The organism is Alicyclobacillus dauci (assembly GCF_026651605.1).
Taxonomy (GTDB): Bacteria; Bacillota; Bacilli; order Alicyclobacillales; family Alicyclobacillaceae; genus Alicyclobacillus; species Alicyclobacillus dauci.
In genome coordinates this window covers 3,313,974-3,337,157 of sequence record NZ_CP104064.1, presented here as the reverse complement: position 1 = coordinate 3,337,157, position 23,184 = coordinate 3,313,974, and the positions used below count along the sequence as shown (strand labels likewise).

At 51.0% G+C, this 23,184-nt stretch carries 20 protein-coding genes; 8 read left to right on the top strand and 12 right to left on the bottom strand.

The genetic code is table 11. The annotated features are described in order from the left end of the window. Positions 1 to 97: 97 nt before the first annotated feature. Positions 98 to 1,264: a trans-sulfuration enzyme family protein gene (locus NZD86_RS16900; protein ID WP_268043225.1), complete on the top strand. Its 1,167-nt coding sequence runs from the start codon at positions 98 to 100 to the stop codon at positions 1,262 to 1,264. Here the strand turns inward: NZD86_RS16900 and NZD86_RS16895 are convergent. Further along, entirely contained in the window at positions 1,261 to 1,869 is a 609-nt protein-coding gene (locus tag NZD86_RS16895; protein WP_268043224.1) for a Maf family protein, read from the bottom strand. The two genes, NZD86_RS16900 and NZD86_RS16895, sit on opposite strands and share 4 nt — an antisense overlap. A gap of 105 nt (positions 1,870 to 1,974) precedes the next feature. Here NZD86_RS16895 and NZD86_RS16890 point away from each other — a divergent pair, with 105 nt between their 5' ends. After that, the gene (locus NZD86_RS16890) at positions 1,975 to 2,166 is read left to right on the top strand and encodes a hypothetical protein (RefSeq protein ID WP_268043223.1); all 192 of its coding nucleotides are present in this window, start codon (positions 1,975 to 1,977) and stop codon (positions 2,164 to 2,166) included. A 108-nt stretch (positions 2,167 to 2,274) separates the two neighbouring features. Continuing rightward, positions 2,275 to 3,441: an MFS transporter gene (locus NZD86_RS16885; RefSeq protein WP_268043222.1), complete on the top strand. Its 1,167-nt coding sequence runs from the start codon at positions 2,275 to 2,277 to the stop codon at positions 3,439 to 3,441. 7 nt (positions 3,442 to 3,448) lie between these two features. Here NZD86_RS16885 and NZD86_RS16880 read toward each other — a convergent pair whose 3' ends face one another. Both NZD86_RS16880 and NZD86_RS16875 read right to left on the bottom strand, forming a co-directional pair. Continuing rightward, positions 3,449 to 4,750 carry a BaiN/RdsA family NAD(P)/FAD-dependent oxidoreductase gene (locus tag NZD86_RS16880; protein WP_407655180.1) on the bottom strand — a complete coding sequence of 434 codons (1,302 nt, stop codon included), beginning with the start codon at positions 4,748 to 4,750 and terminating at the stop codon, positions 3,449 to 3,451. A gap of 164 nt (positions 4,751 to 4,914) precedes the next feature. Further along, positions 4,915 to 5,832 carry a DMT family transporter gene (locus NZD86_RS16875; RefSeq protein WP_268043220.1) on the bottom strand — a complete coding sequence of 306 codons (918 nt, stop codon included), beginning with the start codon at positions 5,830 to 5,832 and terminating at the stop codon, positions 4,915 to 4,917. A gap of 244 nt (positions 5,833 to 6,076) precedes the next feature. Here NZD86_RS16875 and NZD86_RS16870 point away from each other — a divergent pair, with 244 nt between their 5' ends. Then, positions 6,077 to 7,243: an iron-containing alcohol dehydrogenase gene (locus NZD86_RS16870; RefSeq protein WP_268043219.1), complete on the top strand. Its 1,167-nt coding sequence runs from the start codon at positions 6,077 to 6,079 to the stop codon at positions 7,241 to 7,243. A gap of 517 nt (positions 7,244 to 7,760) precedes the next feature. Here the strand turns inward: NZD86_RS16870 and acnA are convergent. From acnA to NZD86_RS16855, 3 genes are all read right to left on the bottom strand, one after another. Then, complete coding sequence (gene acnA, locus NZD86_RS16865) at positions 7,761 to 10,484, bottom strand: aconitate hydratase AcnA (RefSeq protein ID WP_268043218.1); 2,724 nt, start codon at positions 10,482 to 10,484, stop codon at positions 7,761 to 7,763. Positions 10,485 to 10,716: 232 nt separating this feature from the next. Continuing rightward, positions 10,717 to 11,874, bottom strand: a complete 1,158-nt coding sequence (locus NZD86_RS16860) for a THUMP domain-containing class I SAM-dependent RNA methyltransferase (protein ID WP_268043217.1) — start codon at positions 11,872 to 11,874, stop codon at positions 10,717 to 10,719. Between the two features lie 162 nt (positions 11,875 to 12,036). Further along, a complete protein-coding gene (locus tag NZD86_RS16855) occupies positions 12,037 to 12,999 on the bottom strand; it encodes an MraY family glycosyltransferase (protein ID WP_268043216.1) in 963 nt (320 codons plus the stop codon). A 209-nt stretch (positions 13,000 to 13,208) separates the two neighbouring features. On the opposite strand from NZD86_RS16855, the gene cyoE reads away from it, so the two are divergent. Further along, positions 13,209 to 14,162: a heme o synthase gene (cyoE, locus tag NZD86_RS16850; protein WP_268043215.1), complete on the top strand. Its 954-nt coding sequence runs from the start codon at positions 13,209 to 13,211 to the stop codon at positions 14,160 to 14,162. Between the two features lie 281 nt (positions 14,163 to 14,443). After that, the gene (locus NZD86_RS16845; protein WP_268043214.1) at positions 14,444 to 14,809 is read left to right on the top strand and encodes a hypothetical protein; all 366 of its coding nucleotides are present in this window, start codon (positions 14,444 to 14,446) and stop codon (positions 14,807 to 14,809) included. Between the two features lie 615 nt (positions 14,810 to 15,424). Here NZD86_RS16845 and NZD86_RS16840 read toward each other — a convergent pair. Then, positions 15,425 to 16,630 (bottom strand): ornithine--oxo-acid transaminase, encoded by a 1,206-nt coding sequence (locus tag NZD86_RS16840; protein ID WP_268043213.1) that lies wholly within the window; start codon positions 16,628 to 16,630, stop codon positions 15,425 to 15,427. A 151-nt stretch (positions 16,631 to 16,781) separates the two neighbouring features. Beyond that, positions 16,782 to 16,976, bottom strand: a complete 195-nt coding sequence (locus NZD86_RS16835) for a YjzC family protein (protein ID WP_268043211.1) — start codon at positions 16,974 to 16,976, stop codon at positions 16,782 to 16,784. 302 nt (positions 16,977 to 17,278) lie between these two features. On the opposite strand from NZD86_RS16835, the gene ispG reads away from it, so the two are divergent. Both ispG and NZD86_RS16825 read left to right on the top strand, forming a co-directional pair. Further along, the gene (gene ispG, locus NZD86_RS16830) at positions 17,279 to 18,364 is read left to right on the top strand and encodes a flavodoxin-dependent (E)-4-hydroxy-3-methylbut-2-enyl-diphosphate synthase (RefSeq protein ID WP_268043210.1); all 1,086 of its coding nucleotides are present in this window, start codon (positions 17,279 to 17,281) and stop codon (positions 18,362 to 18,364) included. 113 nt (positions 18,365 to 18,477) lie between these two features. After that, the gene (locus tag NZD86_RS16825) at positions 18,478 to 18,798 is read left to right on the top strand and encodes a class I SAM-dependent methyltransferase (protein WP_268043208.1); all 321 of its coding nucleotides are present in this window, start codon (positions 18,478 to 18,480) and stop codon (positions 18,796 to 18,798) included. Positions 18,799 to 18,999: 201 nt separating this feature from the next. Here NZD86_RS16825 and NZD86_RS16820 read toward each other — a convergent pair whose 3' ends face one another. The 4 genes from NZD86_RS16820 to NZD86_RS16805 form a co-directional block, all read right to left on the bottom strand. Next, a complete protein-coding gene (locus tag NZD86_RS16820; protein ID WP_268043207.1) occupies positions 19,000 to 19,800 on the bottom strand; it encodes an alpha/beta fold hydrolase in 801 nt (266 codons plus the stop codon). Between the two features lie 15 nt (positions 19,801 to 19,815). Next, a complete protein-coding gene (locus tag NZD86_RS16815; protein WP_268043206.1) occupies positions 19,816 to 21,156 on the bottom strand; it encodes an MFS transporter in 1,341 nt (446 codons plus the stop codon). 97 nt (positions 21,157 to 21,253) lie between these two features. Continuing rightward, positions 21,254 to 22,207 carry an ornithine cyclodeaminase family protein gene (locus NZD86_RS16810; protein ID WP_268043205.1) on the bottom strand — a complete coding sequence of 318 codons (954 nt, stop codon included), beginning with the start codon at positions 22,205 to 22,207 and terminating at the stop codon, positions 21,254 to 21,256. A 46-nt stretch (positions 22,208 to 22,253) separates the two neighbouring features. After that, complete coding sequence (locus NZD86_RS16805; RefSeq protein WP_268043204.1) at positions 22,254 to 22,919, bottom strand: helix-turn-helix transcriptional regulator; 666 nt, start codon at positions 22,917 to 22,919, stop codon at positions 22,254 to 22,256. Positions 22,920 to 23,184 lie beyond the last annotated feature (265 nt).

The following is a 23,184-nucleotide window of genomic DNA, read 5'->3' as shown; positions in this document are numbered from 1 at the left end:
GTAAAGCCTTGACGGAACAGTGAGAGATTTGTACAGTTTCCTTAACTTTTGCGCTGCTGGAACAATTGCAAGAGATACGTGGAGAGGAAGCGATGACATGAAGATAGAGACTCGCTTAGCGCAAATTGGGAACGGGTTGGACCCTGCTACCGGAGCCATCTCAGCCCCTATCTATCAATCAACGACATTTGCCCACCCTGGGCTCGGTCAGAGCACAGGGTTTGACTATGCACGGACGCTCAACCCAACGCGAAAAGCTTTAGAAGAGGCGATTGCTGACTTGGAGGGCGGCGACAGGGGATTGGCGTTTGCATCTGGAATGGCTGCAGTCCATGCTGTTCTATCCCTGTTTCAACCAGGTGATCACATCATCGTCTCAAACGACTTGTATGGCGGAACATACCGCGTTCTGGAGCAAATTCTGCGGCCGCTCGGCATCACGGCATCGTACGTACACACGGGTAAGATGGACGATATTGAGGCGGTCGCCTTGCCTTCCACGAAAGCCATATTCATCGAGACACCGACGAATCCAATGATGCAAATCACCGACATCGCTGCCTGTTCCATCTTGGCTCAAGCTCGCGGATGGCTCACGATTGTCGACAACACGTTCATGACACCCTATTTACAACGCCCACTCGATCTCGGCGCCGACATTGTCCTTCACTCAGCCACCAAGTACTTGGGCGGCCACAACGATGTCATGGCGGGTCTGGTCGTGGCAAAGACCGCAGAGCTTGGCGAACGACTGTATTTTGTGCAGAACTCCATTGGAGCTGTGCTGGGGCCACACGACGCATGGCTGCTCATGCGCGGCATGAAGACGTTGGCACTCAGGATGGAACGGCACATGAAAAACGCGTTTGCAATCGCCGGCTGGCTCGATGCGCGGGACGACATTCCACACGTCTATTATCCCGGATTAGAGACGCATCCCGGGCGGGATATCTGTTCGCGCCAAGCATCGGGTTTTGGCGGGATGGTATCGTTTGACGTGTTGGATGCCCGCATGGTCCCGTATATTCTCGAGCATCTCGAACTCATTACGTTTGCGGAGAGCCTTGGCGGCGTTGAGTCACTGATGACGTACCCCGCACGCCAAACGCACTTTGACATCCCGGAAGACGTGCGAAATGCGATTGGCGTAACGGACACATTGCTGCGTTTTTCCGTTGGCATTGAGCACATTGGCGATCTCATCGACGACTTGGCCCAAGCCCTGGAATATGCCGGGGATAGGGTGCTCGCAGTGAGGGGCTAAGCCTCCATCCACGACTGGATAGATAGTCCCAGTTCGGTAAATATCTCGTCCAGTTTGCCGACGGGAAGGCCGACTACGTTGTAGAAGTCACCTTCGATGCGCTCGACAAGTAGACTTCCCTGTCCTTGAATGGCATATGATCCGGCTTTGTCCATTGGCTCACCCGTTCGGACGTACCAGGTGAGCCATTCTTTGGCTCTCGGGTGCATCCATACTCGTGTCTGTACGGATGCACCGATGGTCTTGTCCGTCGTGCTGTCGTACACGGCGACACCTGTATAGACATCATGATGACGTCCTTGTAGGCGCGTGAGCATGTCGATCGCTTCGTCTTCGGTCGAGGGCTTGCCCAAAATATCGCCATCCACGACGACGACTGTATCGGCGGCAACGACTACGAATCTCTCATCTGACCCCGTGATGCTGCGAACGGCCGCAGATGCTTTACGATGGGCAAGTTCCCTCACAATGTTGGCTGGGGGTAGCGATGGTTCAAATGATTCGTCAGCATTTGTCACGATAATATCGAACGACAGGCCTAACATTTCGAGTAACTGACGACGACGTGGCGATCCCGACGCGAGAATGAGACGATGCTTCATCATCCGAATGGTTCCTTTCCTACGTATGCCAGGAATGCCTAGCATGGAGTCATTTGTGTCCGGTTACATTATGCTTGATTTGACACATCCATCGAAGGGGGACTGCACATGACATCGCGACGAAAATCCATTGGACGCGGAGATGAAGCGCGAGGACCGGTCATCAATGCCGAAGCGAGTGCAAAAATGCGGCGCGGTGAACGCGAGGATACACCGCATCGATATGGTCACCCACAGCCTGGAATGTACAGTCGAAAAATCGGTGGAACGTATGGTGCATCCGTTTCCGATTTACAGTAGCGGATGCGGTCAAATCAGGGCGGGGAAACCCGCTCTTTTTTCTTGTCGTGTTCATTGATATGATGGGCTCATTGTCACCAATTCATGGTGATTAGCGTGGAGGCAAACATGAAACGCTCGTTAGTCTTATATTTTTTAAGCGAATTTTTCCTCAGTTTTGGTATTGGTATCATTCAGTATGCCCAGCCGTTCTTTTACGCATCCGCTCATATCGGTGACGAAAAAATCGGTTATTTATTTGCTATCAATGCATTTTGCGGCGGATGTTCCGCACTGATAGTTGGACCGATCGCCGATAGATTCGGTGCCTCGAGAATGTTTAAGATAGGGACACTGCTCATCGGAGTCGGGGATTTAGGGAGTTCCGTCGGTTACGCGTGGCCACTGTGGATGGGCACCGCGGCCATAGCGGGCGTTGGCGGTTCGATGCTGACGAGTACGGAAAATGTGGTACTCAGTTCGCTTATGGTGGGGAGAGAGCGATCTCATCTCATCAGTCGTTTCACCGCGCTGTATATGTTTCTGATCGGAGCCGGGATTGTCTGTGGAGGGTTTCTCGTATTGGGCGTCGGCCTGCAGTGGACCATGATCCTGGGTTCCTTGATTGCTTTGGTCGCGCCGGTCATTCGGTTCTTCGTCAAGGCACCTGACAGCCGTCGCGAGAAAGTTTTGCAGGTTCCGTCGAAGCCGCTTATGTTTATGGCCTCGTACGCCATTTTATTCGGCATTGCGGGGGGACTCTTTAATCAGTTTGCAACGCTTATTCTAAGCGAAAGGTATCACGCAACTACGTCGACAACCTCCATCGTCTATGCGGTGAGTATTTTCATGGTGTCGATTGGTTCTTTTCTCGTTCGGCCGTTGATTCAAAAATTGAAGCAACAGGCAACGCTGTTGCTGGCGTTTATCCTCAGCGCTGTCAGTATGCTTCTGTTCATCGTGGCGATGTCGACGGGGGTCTTCGTGGGAATATACTTTCTTCTTACCATTTCGACGGCCGTCCCACCCCCCATTATCGACGCCATGTTTCTCGACTTCGTCCACACGAGCGAGTTCTCCCAAATGTTTGGGATGCGGGTGTTTGGAACGAGAGTCGGGAACGCCATTGGATCTTCAATGGGCGGGGGGTTGTTAAAAGGGGATCACTACGACTGGCTGATGCTGATTTCGTCCGGATTTTTTATCATTTCGTACGTTTATTTGCAATTTATCCGTCGTCCGTTGCATCGATATCGCACGGAAAGGGACGAGTCGCACGGTACGTCTGTATCGTGACTTGACTTCATGAATTGTTCACTACGCGATCCCCATCCATGGCCTGCATAGCGGCACTTCGCCCCGCAAGGCGTCCTGTTGAGAAGGCAACTGTGATGTTGTAGCCACCGGTGTGAGCGTGAACGTCGAGCACTTCTCCTGCAAAAAACAGACCTTGGCACAGCTTTGATTGCATGCTTTTTGGATCGACTTCTTTTACGCTCACACCACCACCTGTCACGGTCGCCTGCTCCAAAGGCAATGTACCCGTAATGACGACAGGACATGCCTTGATACAGCCACTGATGGCATCCGAATCTGACTTGCTTACGTGTGTCAACTGTGTACTACCATTCACGTTCGTCTTGTTCAATACATAGCTTGCGAGCCTTTCCGGGACCCATTGTTCAAGGGCGTTCGCGAGGCTTCGACGAGGATGCTCCTCACGAGCTGAAAATAGTTGATGTGACAGCTCGTCACGCGTTACATTGGGGAGCACATCGATTGTCGCCCTTAGTTTCGTACCTGGGTTCTTCCGTTTAGCAGTGGACACATAATGGCTGCAGCGAAGGGCCGCGGGACCGCTTAGACCTAGGTGCGTAAACAGCAAGTCTCCGTTTTCCGTCGTTAGGCGTTTGTCTTTTTCGTTCCACACAGTCACGTCCACACCACGAAGAGAAAGCCCTTGGAGTTTCCTATCAACAATGAACGGCTCATTACTCGTCAGGGGTACCTCGGTTGGATAGGGATCGACAATCGTGTGACCGAGCGCTTGCACCCACGGATATGCGTCACCAGTGCTACCCGTTTTTGGCACACTGCATCCGCCTGTTGAGATGACGACGGCAGATGTCTCCAACGTCTGACCACGAGTCAACCGCACACCGGTGATTTTTCCGTCGTTAGCCAGGAGTCGAGCAACTGGCGTGTCGAGCATGACATCAACTCCGCTGGTGTACACCTTATCAACGATGGCCTTGACGACCGTGGCAGCTTGGTCAGTGACAGGGAAAACTCGTCCCCGATCTTCTTCTTTCAGTCGAATGCCCAAGTTTTCAAAAAAGTCTATAATGTCATGATTCGAGAACTGGCTGAGTGCGGAATATAAAAACCGAGGGTTCCCCGGGATGTTGTCCATCAGCTCTGGAAGCGGTTTGGCATTCGTCACATTACATCGTCCGCCACCAGAAATTCCAAGTTTGCGCCCCGGCTTGTGTCCTTTTTCTACCAGTGCAACACGTGCCCCTGTTTCCCGTGCTGCAATAGCAGCCATCAATCCTGCGGGACCACCGCCTACGACAATGACATCATACGCCTTCAAGCATCTCATCCTCACGTAGCTTCAATCGTTTGTTTTATCAGAGGTTGTCCAACCATGCACTGACAGGGCAAATGGTCGGTCACACGATTCAAGTGTAGTGAAGCCAGGCCAACGAGGCAAGTTGGCGAGTCGGCGGGGCGAAGGACAACTCGTCTAGGTAAAATGACATGGTGTCAAAGACTGATGAAAACGACACCACCTGCAACGACGATGGAAGCGCAGGCACTCCACCACGTAAGCCGTTCAAGGCGAGGGAAGAAAAGGACCGAGAACAATGCGACCAGAATCGGCTCTGTGGCAACGAGGACGGATACGGTGGACACGGGAATCTGGCGGACTGCCGTAAAAAAGAGCAGCACGGCAAGGGAAGACCAAACGCCGGCCAAGATGAGACTCGAATTTGTATAGCGGCGGTACCAGTTGAGAAGCGTAAGAGGGCGTCCACGTAGGACGAGGACGAGCAGGTATCCTATGAGCGCCGTCGTGACATCAATTGCAGCCGCATACGTCGGTTCCATGTGGTCACTGACACTCAGCTGGCGAAAGGCGTGTCCGGTGCCTTGGGCGAAGGCCGATAAAATCGCAATAAAGATGCTATTGCGAAACAGGGCAAATGCCATAGTCCGCTGATTTGTAAACTGGCGTTCACAAAATAAGAGGCCGACTGCTGTGAGCAAACACCCGAGTCCAATCCAGTCGTCTCGTACAATTCGCTGATCCAGTCCAATGACCACGATAGCCAAGGTGATAATGGGAGATAAACCTTTTACGACCACCCCGCGCGTTGCGCCAAGGTCCTTAATAGCGGTGTACAGCGTTAGGCGACCAAGCAGTGTTCCAATGAGTCCAGATAATGCAGCATATACACATGGGAGAAGAATGTCCTTTGATGTGACATCGATGGTCGACGGATCGAGTATGCCCATCAAGACCGACGCGCCATCGAGTGTGACGGAACTGATGACGAGAATGGGGAATAATCCATTATCCGGCGGGGAAGATTCTGTTTGGCCCTTGCGTATGAAGATGTACGAAAGAGCGTAGCATACGGCACATAGCATGGCTGTCATCTGTCCAAGCAATCCCCACACCTCACTTCATGGGACAAACTAACATGATATATATGAAGTGTTGTCCATAAATAGTCGAATCCGGCCATCACCTTCGGGGAGGCTTGTATTTTTAATTGAGGTTTGAACTTGTTACAATAGGAAAGTGACTCGTAAAACTGATTCTCGACTTCAATGGTTGTGTGGTGGTCCCCAAGCTCACCAAAGGCTACATACCTGTGATCAAACGGTGAAGTGTCGAGTCACATGAAGGAGGCAGATTAGGATGAACCCGTTTCGCTTTCAAAATCCAACGGCATTGTATTACGGAAAGGGACAAATTGAGCAGTTTCTCGCTTCTGAGGTCACTCAGTACGGAAGACGAGTTCTTCTTGTTTACGGCGGCGGCAGTATAAAACGCAGCGGCCTGTACGACAAGGTAAATCATATTCTAAATGAAGCCGGAGTGACTATTTTCGAATTGTCGGGCGTGGAACCAAATCCTCGTCTTACAACAGTGCACAAAGGAATTGATATCTGTCGAACGGAAAATATCGACTTGATTCTCGCAGTCGGTGGCGGGTCCGTTCTGGATTGTTCCAAGGCCATCGCCATGGGTGTCAAGTATGACGGTGACGTATGGGATATCTATCAACGTCGTGCTAAGGCTACGGGTGCCCTTCCTCTGGGGACGATTCTGACGCTTGCGGCGACGGGATCGGAAATGAACTCAGGTGGGGTGATCACAAACTGGGAAACGAAAGAGAAGCTCGGAGGCGGGTCCCCTTACACGTTCCCGAAATTCTCGTTCTGTGACCCAGAAAACACATACTCTGTACCGCGTGATCAAACCATTTACGGTACATGTGACATGCTCGCGCACTGCTTCGAGCACTATTTCCACCCAACGAGGCACACGCCGCTGCAACAGCATTTGATTGAGGCCGTCATCAAGACCATTGTCGAGAATGCCAAGGCCGCTATCGACAATCCGAATGACTATGACGCGCGTGAGACGCTTATGTACTGCTCCACGATGGCATTGAACGGCATGATCAACATGGGTATACAGGGCGACTGGGCATGCCACGCCATCGAGCACGAGATCAGTGCCATTTACGACATCCCGCACGGTGGTGGGCTTGCAATCGTCTTCCCACACTGGATGGACTACAATAAGAACGTGAATCCATCTCGCTTTGCGTCGCTCGCGACGAACGTGTTCGGAGTGGATGCTTCGGGTAAATCAACCGACGAATTGGCTGATATCGCGATCGCCAAGGTTCGCGAGTTCTACAAAGAAATCGGTGCACCCCAGCGCTTGGCGGACTATGACATCGGTGATGACCAGTTGGATCGGATGGCAAGTCAGGCAGTGCGGTTTGGCGAGATCGGAAACTTTAAGAAGCTGAACAAGGACGATGTTTACGCCATTTTGAAGGCGTCGCTGTAAGTTTTGTAGATATAGCCGCATCGGCGGAGCGGGGCTTGCGGCTGGGTGCTTGGGTGCAGGGTGCAGGGTGCAGGGTGCAGGGTGCAGGGTGCTCGTACAAGGAACTTTTATTCCCCTGTTGTGTGCGGGGCGTCAATGGATTGTGAATAGAGGAAGTAAATTCCGTTATCCAGCGATTTCCCCCTACCTGCCCATCAAACCGGTCGTATAACGGAAATTAGGTGTCTTGTTCGTGTGAAAGTCACGTCGAGTCGATGATTAAAGGAACCGTGTTCACTAATCCCAGACCGAATGCCCCGAGCCGCCCCGAACCGGCAGCCACCTGTGTACCGTGAAACCCGGCACTTACCCCATTTGTACAGCTACAGCTCCCCGTTCTCATGCCGCCCAATGCCAGATCCCAAGTTGCATATTTGAGACTTCCAAAAAAACGGCTCCGTGGACGCTTGTCGATCCACAGAGCCGTTCACTAAGCAAACAGGGCTGCCACCGAGCAGCCCTGTTTGTTTCGTATGCGTTACGCGTTTTGCTCTTCACGAATGAAGTTGCGAAGAACTGTTTGAAGGATACCGCCGTTCCGGTAGTACTCGACTTCAATGTCGCTGTCGAGACGGACGTCAGCCTTGAATGTAAAGGTCGATCCGTCTTCACGTGTCGCTTGAACCGTTACCTCGGAACGAGGTTGCAGGTTGTTGTCTAGGCCGACAATCGTGAACTTTTCCCGACCCGTGATGTTCAATGTTTCTGCGTTCTCTCCTGCTTGGAACTGGAGTGGAAGTACACCCATCCCAACCAGGTTGCTGCGGTGAATCCGTTCGAAGCTCTCCGCGATGACGGCACGTACGCCGAGCAAGTAGGTGCCCTTTGCTGCCCAGTCACGAGAAGAACCTGTTCCGTACTCTTTACCCGCGATAACAATCAAAGGTTGGTTGTCATCTTTGTACTTCATCGCTGCATCATAAATCGGCATCACTTCATCTGTTGGGAAGTAGGTTGAATAACCGCCTTCCGTTCCCGGTGCAACCTTGTTGCGGATACGAATGTTCGCAAAGGTACCGCGCATCATGACTTCGTGGTTGCCGCGGCGGGATCCATACGAGTTGAAGTCGTACGGCTCGATGCCGTGTTCTTGCAAGTAGTGGCCAGCTGGGCTCTTCTGAGCGATGTTGCCAGCCGGGGAGATGTGGTCCGTCGTGACGGAGTCGCCAAGGAACGCGAGCACGCGTGCGTCCTGAATCCCCTCAATGTTCGGCACGTCTGCCGTCAAACCGACGAAGAACGGTGGCTCTTGAATGTACGTAGATTGTTCATCCCAATCGTACATCTTGCCTTCCGCAGTCTCCAGCGCGTTCCAACGCTCGTTGCTGTCGAAAACGCGGCCATATTGGTCGCGGAACAGTTCCGGAGTGATGACGGATCGGATGGTCTCTTGAACTTCCTTATTGGTCGGCCAAATGTCTTTCAGAAACACATCGTTGCCGTCTTTATCCTTGCCGATCGGTTCCTTAGTCAAGTCGATGTCAACTGTACCAGCCAGTGCATATGCCACGACAAGCGGCGGAGATGCAAGGTAGTTTGCCTTGACGAGCGAGTGAATGCGGCCTTCAAAGTTACGGTTACCGGAAAGGACAGCAGACACTAGTAAGTCATTTTCTTGGATGGTCTGGGTGACTTCGTCCGGCAATGGACCACTGTTACCGATACATGTCGTACAGCCGTAACCGACAACATCAAAGCCTAGCTCTGCCAGAGGCTCCAGCAAATTCGCTTTTTCCAGGTAGTCGGTGACGACACGCGAGCCAGGTGCCAAACTCGTTTTCACGTACTTCGGTGTGGTGAGACCTTTTTCAGCTGCCTTTTTCGCAACCAATCCTGCGCCAACCATAACGGATGGATTGGATGTATTCGTACAACTCGTGATAGCCGCGATAACAAGTGCACCTTGGTGCAATGCGCTCTGGTTGCCATCGCTGTACTTGACGGTGCCAACTTTGTCCTTGGCATCGGCCACACCAAAGCCACCCTTGTCGAGAGGCTTATCAAGCGCATCTTCGAATGTCGACTTCATCTCCGACAAGAGAATCCGATCCTGTGGACGTTTCGGTCCAGCCATCGAAGGTTCGACGGACGCCAGGTTCAATTCGAGCGTGTCGGTGTATACCGGATCGACTGTTTCGTCCGTGCGGAACAGACCTTGTTCCTTTGTATACTTTTCTACGAGCGCGATGAGGTCCTCGTCGCGACCTGTACTGCGAAGGTACGCAAGTGTCTCTTGATCGACAGGGAAGAAGCCCATCGTCGCACCGTATTCAGGAGCCATATTGGCAATGGTTGAACGGTCTGCCAAGCTGATGTTGGAAAGACCAGAACCGTAGAATTCAACGAACTTGCCGACAACGCCCTTCTTGCGAAGCATGTTGACGACGGTGAGTGCCAAGTCTGTAGCGGTTGCGCCTTCTGGCAGTTGACCGGTGAGTTTGAAGCCGATCACTTCCGGTTGCAGCAAGTAGAGCGGTTGACCCAGCATACATGCTTCAGCTTCAATACCACCCACACCCCAGCCGAGAACGCCAAGGCCGTTGATCATTGTGGTGTGTGAGTCCGTTCCCACCAAGCTGTCTGGGAAGACGACTTCCTCACCGTTTACGGTGCGCTGTTGAACAACTTTCGCCAAGTACTCCAAGTTCACTTGGTGAACGATACCTGTTCCTGGCGGTACTGCGCGGAAGTTGTCAAACGATTTAGCAGCCCAACGAAGGAATTTGTAACGTTCTTCGTTTCGCTCGAACTCACGATTAATGTTGAAATCGAGTGCTTCTTGTGATCCGAATGCATCGACTTGTACAGAGTGGTCGATAACCAAGTCAACGGGGATAAGCGGATTGATTCGATCCGGATTACCACCCACACGGTGCATTGCCGAACGCAGTGCAGCCAAGTCGACAACGACAGGGACGCCTGTGAAGTCCTGTAAGAGAATCCGAGCGGGTTTCAACGGAACGTCGACCTTCTCAGGATTCTTTGCATTCCAGTTTGCCAATTGACGGACATGGTCTTCCGTGATCACGCGGCCGTCAAATTGACGAAGAACGGCCTCCAACAAGATCTTGATGGAGAATGGCAGGCGCGAAATGTCAGCAACACCCTTGTCTTGAATTTCGTTCAAGCGATAGTAGGTGTAGCTTTTCTGACCCACGTTTAGGCTCTGTTTAGATTCAAACAGATTTGAATTGGTCCCCATCACTTTCACTCCTTTGCATCACATCTTCTTGCTTCAGTTTAGCTACATCGTCGGTGCCATGTCGAACCCTCATCATAAATGCCGATGAGGCTATCAAGAATGGTCATTGATCCACTCAGGTAGGTTGTCCGGTTGCAACGCTAGCAACCGCTCTCAAACATGGCGACCCCGGAGAAAAAACAGTCCTTTGTCACTCTACTACCATTCCGCTTTCGGTGCAAGGCACCAGAAGTTAGGAGTCTGAAAGCGTTTTGCCCTTGTCGTGGCGGGGTGGCAACGGTCCTAGGTATTGGTACAACTGCGTCTCGATCCGCCCGTTGTACAACTTTCGCCTCTTATCCGCCTTGGCACCGTACAGGCGCTCAAAGTGTGGGTCAGAAGTAAGGATGAACACTGACCATGTGGGCAGCTGACGGAACCGTCGTCCAATTTCCTTGTACAGCCGCTCTGTCTCCTCCACACTCATCAATCGTTCACCGTAGGGCGGATTGCTGATAATACAGCCGTACTCGTCCTCCGGTTCAAGCTTGCGGGCATCAGCGCGCCTGACCGTGATGGTGTCACCGAGTTCCGCAAAATTGATATGTCTTCTTGTCAGCTCCAAGACATCGTTGTCAATATCGGAGGCAATGATATTCAATGGCACGTCACGTGCTAAGTCCTTTGCTTCCATACGTGCGTCATCAAACACCTTGGCATGAATGGTTGGCCAAAACTCCGCGTCGAAATCCCGCAGTAGACCGGGAGCCCGTCGAAGACCATACAGGGCTGCTTCAATGGCTATGGTGCCTGAGCCGCACATCGGATCGATAAAAGGTCGGTGTGCATCCCAGCGGCTGAGGAGGACCAGCGCCGCTGCCAGCGTCTCGCGAAGGGGAGCAGTGGCATTTAATAACCGATACCCTCGTCGATGGAGGCCGCTTCCACTCGTATCAAGACGAATCGTGGCAACGTCTTTTAATAAAGAAACTTCGACTTTGTAGGTCGCCCCCGTTTCCTCAAACGTTTGCTGATGATGGAATCGACTGAGGCGTTCCACAATGGCTTTCTTGGTGATGCTTTGGCACGCTGGGACACTATGTAGAGTGGATTTAACAGATTTCCCGACAACAGGGAACGTGGCATCTTTCGGTAAAATGTTTTCCCAGGCAATGTCTGTTGTTCCCTGGAACAACTCTTCAAATGTTCGTGCTTCAAACGACGCCAGTTCCACAAACACACGTTCAGCCGTTCGCAACCAGAGGTTTGCCCGGGCAATGGCCGTGTCATCTCCAGTGAACCGGACAAGCCCGTTTTCGCTTTTCGTTTCATAGCCGAGGTTCTGCAATTCACGTGCCGTGAGTGATTCTAGTCCGAAAGCACATGTTGCAACGAGATTCCATGAACGCATAAGGGTCTCCTTTATTATGTAAGAATGGACAAGCGTGTCACCGATCGCTGGATGCAAAAACATTTTCAGAAGGGATTCATGATGATTTTCCCCGGTGACGGCTTGAGGTACACAAATGGGAATCAAAAAAGAGCGGCACCCGCCGCTCTCGTTCGGAACAATTTATCGATCCAACAATAGCACAATCATCGACGCCAGTGAAAAACACGCACTGATAAGGTAGACAACCGTGACCGTTTGGACTTGCGTCAATCCTGCGCGAAGTAGTCGATGGTGCACATGACTCTTGTCCGGCTTGTACACAGGTCTCCCAGCTTTCGCCCGCACGAAAACGACACAGATGGCATCAAAGATGGGAACACCGAGGGCGAGCACGGGCACTCCGATGGAAATCACCGTAGCTGACTTGAACGCACCGACCGATGCGATGGCTGCCAACAGATAGCCAAGCACGGTCGATCCGGCATCGCCCATAATAATTCGCGCCGGATAGAAGTTGTGCCGCAAAAATCCGATTGCCGCACCCGTTACGGCAATGGCAAACCAAGCGGACAGCGCATCGCCCTTAATGAGTGCGATAAAAAACAAAGTGGTCGCAGAAATTGCCGCAATACCTGCGGCTAGGCCGTCGACACCGTCCAGAAAGTTGAAGACGTTCGTGACCCCAACAACCCACAAAACCGTAATGACGACGGACAACGCAGTTGGAAGCACGATGTAGTGATGGCCTCCAAAAGGAGACGTAAAGCCTTGAATGCCTCCACCGAACAATGGAATGAGGAGAGCGGATAAAATTTGCACTCCGAACCGAATCGAAACCGAGAAATCTTTCCCGCGTGTTTTGAAAAAATCATCTAATAGGCCGATGGCGAACAACATTGCAGCGCCGACCATGACACCGAGATACGGCGTTTTTAACCAGTCGTTCCAAATGAACCCGACCAATGCCACGGCGATAATACCCGCAAACATCGCCGCCCCGCCGAGTAATGGAAGTGGATCATGATGAATCTTCCGTTCATTTGGCAAGTCAACAAATTTCCATTTCATTGCCAGCGTCCGCATTCGCGGGGCCAAGGAAAACGCCACGAAGAATGCAATGACGCCAGACAGCCATAGAGGCATGCGTCTTCGCTCCTTTAAGAGACAAGTCATGAGGATTATACTAAACGTTTGTGTAACAGGCTATACTGTTGACGTTGTAAGTGAACGATACGTGACACCATGTTTGTCGGTTAGGTGACATTTCCGCCTGTTTTATTGTGTTTCTTGTCTAACTTTGTAAAGATAATGGACGTTGGATTTGGACGTCTTCTTACGGTTTTTACATTTCATTGTTTGTAAAGGAAGTGATTTGCATGCAGGCAAATGGGGTGACGTTTGAGGAGTCACGCTTACAGGAACTCGCCTCGACGAAAGCCACATTTCGCGACTATATATCGATCATGAAGTGGGGCATCACCATCTCCAATGTACTCGCAACGTTTGCGGGTATGTGGGTGTCTTCACACGGACATCCGGCACTGCTCGCGATGTTGTACACTCTTGTCGGCACGGCTTTAGTCGTCGCTGGTGGTGCGGCACTTAACAACTATTACGATAGGGATATCGATCAACTCATGGTCCGCACAAGCAAACGTGCCGTCGCGCAGGGCAAAGTGGCCCCGGGTGCAGCCTTGGCGATTGGCCTCTCCATGTCAGCTGTTGGTCTTGCTCTTCTATTTTTCCTAGTCGATTGGCAAGCTGCAGCGTGTGCATTCGTGGGATTGTTTGTCTATTCGTATTTGTACACGGTTTGGTTTAAACGCCATACGACATTGAACACCGTTCTCGGTGGTGTTTCCGGTGCAATGCCTCCACTGATTGGTTGGGCTGCGGGAAGTGGCGGATCGCTTGGTCTGGCTGCGTGGACACTGTTCTTCACCTTCTTCCTTTGGCAACCGCCTCACTTTTTGCCTTTGGCTATGAAGAAGACGGAAGACTACCGTAATGCGGGCATACCAATGCTCCCTGTCATTCGCGGTTTCCGGGAGACGAAGCGACAGATTGTCATCTACACAGCGGCAATGGTTCCCGTCTCATTGATGCTGACGACCCTACACTATGAAGGTTGGATTTACTTCATTGTCATGGCCGTACTTGGTCTGATTTTCCTCGTGCGAGCCGTGCAGGGGCTGTTCATTCCCGAGGACCAAGACTTGGTTTGGGCAAACAAAGTCTTCCGGTTTTCACTGGTGTACCTCATGGCACTGTGTATCGTTTTGGTTCTGTCGGTTTCGATTTTCTGATTGGATCGGCAGTGGATAAAGGGCTGTCCTGCAGCGTGGAACGAAAGCCGCGCAGTGGGACGGCTCTTTTTTGTCGGGGGATAAGTACTAAAAAGAGCACATGACAGATTCCGCGTCGCGAGTGTCGTCGGATAGGATAAAGAGGAACTTTAAGGTGTGATAATATGAATTTAATAGGGTTTAAGTAGAGGATAAGAGGATTGAAAAAAGTTTATTTGTTCCTGACATTTTCAGGTATACTATGGCTCTACTGGTATGGTCACACACATGTGGTATATAGCATGAGTTGGTCTGCCGATACAATGGTGTTTGGGAATATTTTCTGGAACCATGCGGTGCACATTGAAGGGCTTAAGTCGTTGTACGATTTTAACCGTTGGATTGGATGGAACGCACCGTTTCAGATGCCTGTTACGTGGAACGACTGGATTGGCCTGTTGATACTGCAGTATCTGCCTAATAGAGCACTTGGTTTTTTCCTGTTCGTTATTCCATTCTGGATTAAGTTCTTCCTTTTAGCGGCAATGTTTTGGACTGTTCTTAAGTCGGCATTCAGTCGTCGGCGCCGGAAACAAACCGACGAGCCAAGGATACAGAAGCGTCAGAATCGTCGTGGTGACCGTACCTCGAGCGTGGATCGCTCATAGCCAACCGATTGTTCGTGACGGAAGTCTCTGCGTAATTGCGTTCAGACACCATCCCCACCTGGTTCGTTTTTCATTCAAAAAGAAGAACCCGCGGAAGCGGGCTGCTGTTGAAGCTTCTCTATTTCACATTGTTTAACGACTCATATTGATCCGAAGTAAAGCCGCAATCCCAGCGGGGTTCGAAGGTGATCTGAGTGATCCGGGAGGAAAATTGAAGCCTGCAATGACAATGTCGTTTTTTCCAACCAGAAGAAAAGGTCGAACGTTAAAAGTTCTACCTGGGTTAAAGTTGGATGTGTTTTCGTTGGGTTGATCGATCAGTACCGGGACACCATTGATAAATACGATTCCATAATTGTCAGTTGAAATCCTCAATTGAGCAGATCTAACGCGACGAAGATCGCCTGGCCGTATTCGGAATGTTTGAGCAACCACGGCAGCGGAACCGGTCGGATCATTTGCTCCCCAGACGCATGAAGCGTAAAGGAGGAATGAAACGAACAAGCGTACACGACACACTCAAATGGGCAGTCAGCATAAGCCGACTGCCCATATACCGAACTTTTTCAACGCCTTGTGTTGGGGTTGACCTGTATGTTTCGGGACTGTGGAACTTTATGCCTCGAGGACTTTGCGAATCCGCCCAACGGCATCATCCAATTCATGCTTCTCGATGATGAGCGGTGGTGCGAACCGGATGACGTTATCATGTGTTTCTTTGCAGAGCAGGCCCTCCGCCATCAGTTTTTCACAGTAGGGACGAGCTGGGCCGTCGAGTTCAAGGCCGATAAACAGACCGCGACCGCGAAGGTCGACGATATGTGGATTGCGAATCGTCCGCAACTGGTTCATAAAGTAGTTGCCCAATTCCAGTGATCGATCCGCCAACTTCTCCTCAACAACGACATCCATGGATGCGATAGCCACGGCCGCCGCCAATGGATTTCCGCCGAATGTCGAACCGTGGGATCCTGGTTCGAATACATCTAATATCTCATGATCCGCTGCAACAGCAGAGACCGGAAAAACACCGCCACCAAGCGCTTTGCCAAGAATGTACACATCCGGTGTTACGTTTTCCCAATTGGAGGCGAACAGTTTGCCAGTTCGGCCGAATCCGGTTTGGATCTCGTCTGCGACAAAGAGAACGTTATTTTGCTTGCAGAGATCATAGGCCGCTTTTAGGAACCCTTCTTCTGGGATAATAATACCTGCTTCGCCTTGAATGGGTTCTGTGATGAATGCGGCGGTATTCGGTGTGATAGCGGCTTTCAACGCCTCCAGGTCACCATACGGAACAACTTTGAACCCTGGTGTAAGGGGGCCGAATCCCCGTTGGTACTCAGCGTGAGAGGACATGGAAATGGCAGCAACGGTGCGGCCATGAAAATTCCCTTCGCTGACGATGATTTCCGCTTGATTGTCCGGTACCTTCTTCACGTCGTACGCCCACCGGCGAACGGCTTTGACAGCGGTCTCGACTGCCTCTGCACCTGTGTTCATTGGCAGGATTTTATCTTTTTTCGTAAGGTGGGAAAGCTTTTCGTAAAATGGTCCGAGCTTGTCGCTGTGAAATGCTCGCGATGTTAACGTGACCAAATCAGCTTGTTCCTTTAAGGCTTCAATGATCCGTGGATGGCGATGTCCTTGGTTTAGGGCTGAGTAAGCACTGAGCATATCCATGTAGCGATTACCTTCAGGATCTTCGACCCAGATCCGCTCAGCCTTGTGGATCACGATAGGTAAGGGTTTATAGTTTTGAGCGCCATATCGTTCAGTTTGTTCGATTACACGCGCAGTTTGTGTCTGTGCTGTTGTCAAACCGGATCCTCCTTTGGGCAAAAACCTCAATGTTTGATTCTCCAACCATTATGGGCGAGGTGTTTGCGACCATCAAGGCTGTTCCTGTACAGCGCTAAAGTGACGAATACGGTGCTGGCAGTGCGAAGTTCGCACCGCCGCCGTGCTCTGGTTAGTGTTGTTTGTTAGTCTTTATCCGACGCCATTTCCGATCCGAATTTGTCGTCTCCGGGAATCTGTCTCCCTTGTGGAGGTGGATACGCTTCGGATGATGCAGTTCTCCACTGTCGGGATGAGTCCCAACTTCAATATAGACCCCCGTGTTTGGCGCTTCGTAACCAGGTGTAAATTCAGAGCGCTCTCCCATCTTCACATCACCTCGACTATAGTATTGCCTGGGGACTTGAATGAAGACAGGTGATGCCTGGCATTGTTTCCGGGATGACTACAACTTGAGCGCACGGACTGATTGGTTAGGAGCGATCCGATGGGCAAAATTCACACGATGTTTACTTCGCGTATACCGAAAGCAGTTGAATGACCTGTTCCCTTTCGTTAGGATGGAACTGTCTTATGATAAAATTTATCTAGACAAGCACCATCCACTAAACGTTAAAAAATTATCCGTTCTGTCAGAGCACAGGCGAATTATATGGGGAGACGAATCTTATGTATCGTCGCGATGAGACCAAACCAGTGCGAGTAGGGGATGTTGTCATTGGTGGGAACAACCAGGTCATCATACAGAGCATGACAACAACCAAGACCGCTGATGTAAAGGGAACAGTCGAACAAATCCATCGATTAGAAGACGCCGGGTGTCAAGTGGTTCGTGTGACGGTGAATACAAAGGAAGCAGCAGAGGCGATTCGGGACATCAAGCGGCAAATTCATATCCCGCTGGTCGCGGACATTCATTTCGATTATCGTTTGGCGTTGCAGGCCATTGAAAACGGGATCGACAAAGTGCGGATCAATCCGGGGAACATTGGTAAGCGGGATCGGGTTGAGGCTGTCGTAAACGCCTGTAAAGAACGCGGGATTCCTATCCGAATCGGTGTGAATGCCGGATCGCTTGAGCGGCACATCCTGGAGAAGTACGGGTATCCAACAGCCGAGGGGATGCTGGAAAGCGCGCAACACCACGTGAGCATCCTTGAGGATCTCGATTTCGACGACATTATCATTTCCATGAAAGCATCCGACGTTCCACTTGCTATTGACGCTTATAGATTGGCGGCGGAGACGTTCCGCTACCCGTTACATCTTGGTATCACGGAGTCCGGGACGCTCTTTAGCGGGACCATCAAGAGCTCCGCCGGGCTTGGAACACTGCTTGGCATGGGCATTGGCAATACGATGCGCGTATCGCTGAGTGCGGACCCTGTAGAAGAGATCAAGGTTGCACGGGAACTGCTCAAAACGTTCCACATTGTTTCCGATGCGGTCACGATTGTGTCGTGTCCGACGTGTGGTCGGATCGATATTGACTTGATCAGTATTGCGAACGAGATCGAGGAGTACACGCAGAATATCAAAGCGCCCATCAAGGTCTCCGTCCTAGGTTGCGCCGTGAACGGCCCTGGGGAAGCACGTGAAGCGGATATCGGAATTGCCGGTGCGCGGGGAGAAGGGCTTCTGTTCAGGAAAGGCGAAGTCGTGCGGAAGATTCCCGAAGCGGATCTCGTGTCGGAACTCAAGAAGGAAATCGACATCATGGCGAAGCGTTATCAAGAGACTGGTTCCATCGATTGAGTTCGTGTTGCCTGTTAGGTTGCACATCGACTCGTTTTTGAAGCGGGGGACCTTTAGATAACAAGCGTGCTCGAAACGGGCACGCTCATTTTTTTGAGCATCACATGCGGGATGTGAGTCACTATAAATGGGATTATTTTAAAGATGTTGATGGCTTAAGGCGTGCTCGAACGCTACCACTGACAGAGTGTGTTGCAGATATGAAAAGGTGGGGTCTAACCTGTTATGTTCCCACTGTCCTGCCGAACTTACCGTTTGCAGATAAGCAATTTGACCTGACACTTTCAGCTCATTTTCTGTTTACTTATGCTGAACGGCTTGACTATGACTTTCACATTCGCACGATAAAGGAACTCGCGAGAGTGACAAGAGAGGAAATTCGTATCTTCCCGACGGTTGACATGGACGGAAACCGATATTCATGGATGATTTGACGGGATGGGTTCGTGAGCAGGGATGGGCTGTAGAAGAAATTCGGGTACCATACGAGTTTCAGAGAAATGCCGATACGATGATGAAGATAACGATAGGTTGATATGCCTACACCTTTCCGTTCGCAGAAGTAGTGTCATTGCGGGAAGGGGCTCGTGCGGAGCCCCTTCCGTATAAATTGGTTGACCAGATACAATTCCACATTATGACTGGCGTAAAAAGCTGAGCAATGCCAGATTAAATTGGTCAGCTGCGTCGAGGTTGGATAGATGTCCTGCTTCCTCAATGACCACGAGTTCTGAGTTTGGTATCTGCTTATGGATAAACTCTGCCTCCGCAGCGGGAATGAGTTCGTCGTATCTGCCCCCGATTACTAATGTGGGCACTGTAACTTCTGGCAGGCGGGTCCGGCTATCAAACTGCTTCATTCCGTTAGCGACACGAGCCAGCGCCTGTCCGTCTACGCGACGATTCACATTCATCCACGCTGCATATACACTACGGCCAAGCGCTGTGTCACGAAATGAGGGGCGCACGAGTTTTGTCCACGTGTTTTCTAATCGCCGTTCAGGACCGTTGGGTTGAATTAAAGTTTGGATCCATCCTTCGACATTCACACGCGCTTGTTCGCTTGTGAAGTTTGACGATGAATTGGCGATCACTGCGCGCTCAATGTGTATCGCATGATTTATCAATAGTGTTTGAACGATCATTCCACCAAGAGACAATCCGCAAACACTTGTGCGTTCAATGTGTAGAGAGCCCAACAACTGGATGATTAAATTGGCCATCCCCGAGACTGTGACGGTGCGGTCGCATGGTTTTGACATTCCGTGACCAGGTAAGTCAGGCAGAATCACTTGATAACCTTCGTATACCAGGTCACTGATCTGGGGAAACCAAGCAAATCCATGATTCGTGAACCCGTGAATCAAAAGAATTGGCTTGCCTGATCCAATGGTTTCGTAATGAATGATGTGTTCATCGGAGCAAAAATACGGCATTGGGTTCCACCTCTCTTACATTGAAATTTCGCTGTCAATCTGCTCCAAAGACTTGTTTGACAACTCGTGGGTTAGCCAGATCGCGGCGGCAGTTCCTACTAACATGAGCATGCCGAGGAGTAGGAAGAAAATGTACGCCGATACATGGAGACCGATTAGGACCCCTAACAAGTATGGGGCGACGATACCACCCATTCTCTGCCACAATGCTGCCCAGCCGGTCCCCGTGGCGCGAACGGTCGTCGGGTATAGTGCACTCGTGTAGGCAAACAGCACTCCGCCGGCACCCCCGAAGCCGAAGAACGCCGCAAGGATACCGATGAGCATCATCGTACCGGGCGTATGGGCCGTGCCCCACAGCATGAGGAAAATGCCGCCTAGTAAAAAGAACGTTGTCAGCGTTCGACGGGTTCCCAGCTTGTCCGAAAGAAGGCCGCCCACAACATTTCCAATTGCTCCGGATCCAGTAATGACGGCGGTATAGGCCAAGCTGTGGACAAAACTGAACCCCATCTTCGTAAATATTGACGGCAACCATGTAGCTAACCCAAAGAATACAAACCCGCCTACAAATTGCATGATCCATACGCCGGTAGTCAGACGCCCGTAATTGCCGGCAAATATACGACGGGTGGAGACTTTATGAGGTACCGATGGCGTGTCGGCGGCGACAGAAACTTCGGCGGCGCTCACTGTCGAAATGCTATCGACGATTCGCTCGGCATCTTCCAATCTGCCTCGCTGAATGAGGAATCGCACACTCTCTGGTACGAGACTCCAGATAAGGAGGACGACAATGGCTGGGATGACACCAGCAACGAACATGGCTCTCCAACCGAAGTGAGGTACGAGTACGATGGCAACCAATGCTGCGATGACACTGGCTGCCTGCCAGAAAAATACACTGGAGGCCAACATGCGTGAACGATAGGCTGTCGGCATAAATTCGCCCAGATACGTGAATACGACGGGGATTTCTGCGCCAAGACCGACACCCTCAAGAATACGGAACAATAAGAGAGAGGCATAGCTGTGGGCAAAGGCACACAGGAGACTGAAGATTGCATAAATAATGATTGCGATGATTAAGCCTCGCTTGCGGCCGACCTTGTCCACAAGCGGACCGATCACGGCCGAACCCACAGCCATGCCAAGGAATGCGCTTGAGGCCAAAAATCCTGCCTGAGAAGATTTCAAGCCGAATGTCGCAACGACACCAGCGAGAACAAAGCCAATCATGTTGATGTCAAAACCGTCGAACAGGTGACCAAGGATGATGACAGTGTACAGTTTGCCATGTCGTCCAGTAAAAGACGAGTCGTCTAAACGGCGATATAATACGCTTTCACGATTCATTACCTAACCCTCCTTATTTCGACTACTACTAGATGGAGTATCCACGCTTGTTGACCCTGCTACCCAAACTTGCGGCAGACATTGCCCGGTTGAGAAGTTACCAACTTAACCGGGCACCGATATTTTGCTGCTTGGCCAGTTCCAGTGCGACTGCCGCCGTGGTCAGATCCTGTAAAGCAATTCCCGTGGAGTCGAATACGGTGATCTGCTCGTTTGATTGCCGTCCTGGCAACTCTCCAGTAAGTACCTTGCCAATCGGAACGGCTTCGACTGTTGGCAGTCCTTGTAACTCGCCAATCGATCGCGATTGCGTCTCATCGTCAACGAATACACGCGCGGCATGCAGAACAGATTCGTGCAACTCGGACTTTCCTGCGGTATCCGAACCAATTGCGTTGACATGGACTCCCGGTTGTAGTGCCTCCAATGCAACCAGCGGTTCAGTGGAAGCTGTTGTCGTGATGACAACCTCGGCGTCTTTGATTGCCTCGTCTGGGCTCCCGAATGTCTTTACGGTGACCTGCTGACTAAACGCATCGATGAAGTTTTGTACATTGCCGGATCGGCTGTAACAACGAATTTCCTGAATTCCCGGCCGGACATGTAATGCCGCCTTCGTCTGCGCAATGCCTTGATGTCCGGTTCCGATGACCGCCAGTTTGGTTATATCCTTGGCGGCGAACAATTCGATGCCTAGGGCACCCGCCGCTGCTGTACGAATGGTCGTGATGTAATTTCCATCGAGGAAGGCCCGCGGTTTTCCGGAATCTGGGTCGACGATCAAAATGGTCGCTTGATGCGATTCTTCCCCACGGCTGCGATTGTTGCCCCAAAAACCGGCAGCCTTTAAGCCCAATATTTTTTTGCTGACAAGGTACCCAGATTTGATTCCAAACACTGATGTTTTGTCTAGTGGCTCGCGTACAACAGGGTAAATCAGGCCGTTACCGTTTACGTGCGCAATGTACGCGTCTTGCACAGCTTTTATCGCGACCGGTAGCGTGATTAGTTCAAGAAGATTTTCTTGGCTTAAACATACAAGCTCGCTCATAGATGTCTCCTTCACTTTCGACTCTCGACAACAGTCGGAACCAAGATTACGGTTCAGTCGACGCTGTTTTTAATGCTTCCAGATACCCGTATACGGTTACTTTGGATAGGTCTAGAATGCGTGCAACTTCATCGATTGCCCCTTTGATCAGAAACAAACCCTTGGAGTCCAGGAACGATACCACTCTCATCTTGTCTACCTTACTCATCTGGTCAACCGGGACGGCGGATTCGTTGACCGCGTGGTGGATTAGGTCCGTGACGACGGTCCAGACATTGTCCACAATCTCCCGTTCGCCTTGCTCCTCCTCCGGTTCATCCATGGCGACCAACTCATGAATGACGCCTTGAGATTGCAGTAGGCTGTGCACGTCGAAGTTGATACAAAACGCACCGATGGCGACACCTTCGTGATCTCGAATCAGTGCCGTGGTCGACTTGACAGTCCGCCCGTCAGAAGTCGTTGTCTTGTACCCGCTAACGTGATCGTTCTTAAACTTTTTCGATCTCAATACTTGTTGCACCAGATGGCGAAAAGACTGTCCAATATGTCGTCCCGTAACATGCCCGTTCTTGGTGTATACGACAGAGGATTGAGGTTGGGTTAAATCGTGTAGGACGACCTCACACCTCGTGCCGAACGTTTCGGCTACCGCTTCGGCAATTGGGACAAACTTTTGAATCAAGTCATGTGCATCTGGTTGCTGACTCATGTTCCTATCACTCCAAAAATTTTGACTATATTATTTACTTGGAAATGTGGTTTGTAAAGAAAAAATTATCTAGAACAGATAAAAAGTTATGTCAGTAATCCTTCAACGTTTATACCAATGAAAGTGAACTTCACCTATATTCTTGTGGGAGACGTGAATTAAATGAACCATCAGTGAGAGAAGGGCTTGAAAATTATCATTCGTTCCGTTAGTATGCTTTATTATATTAGCGTACTAAAGGAAACCACATGGAAGTGGAGCAAAT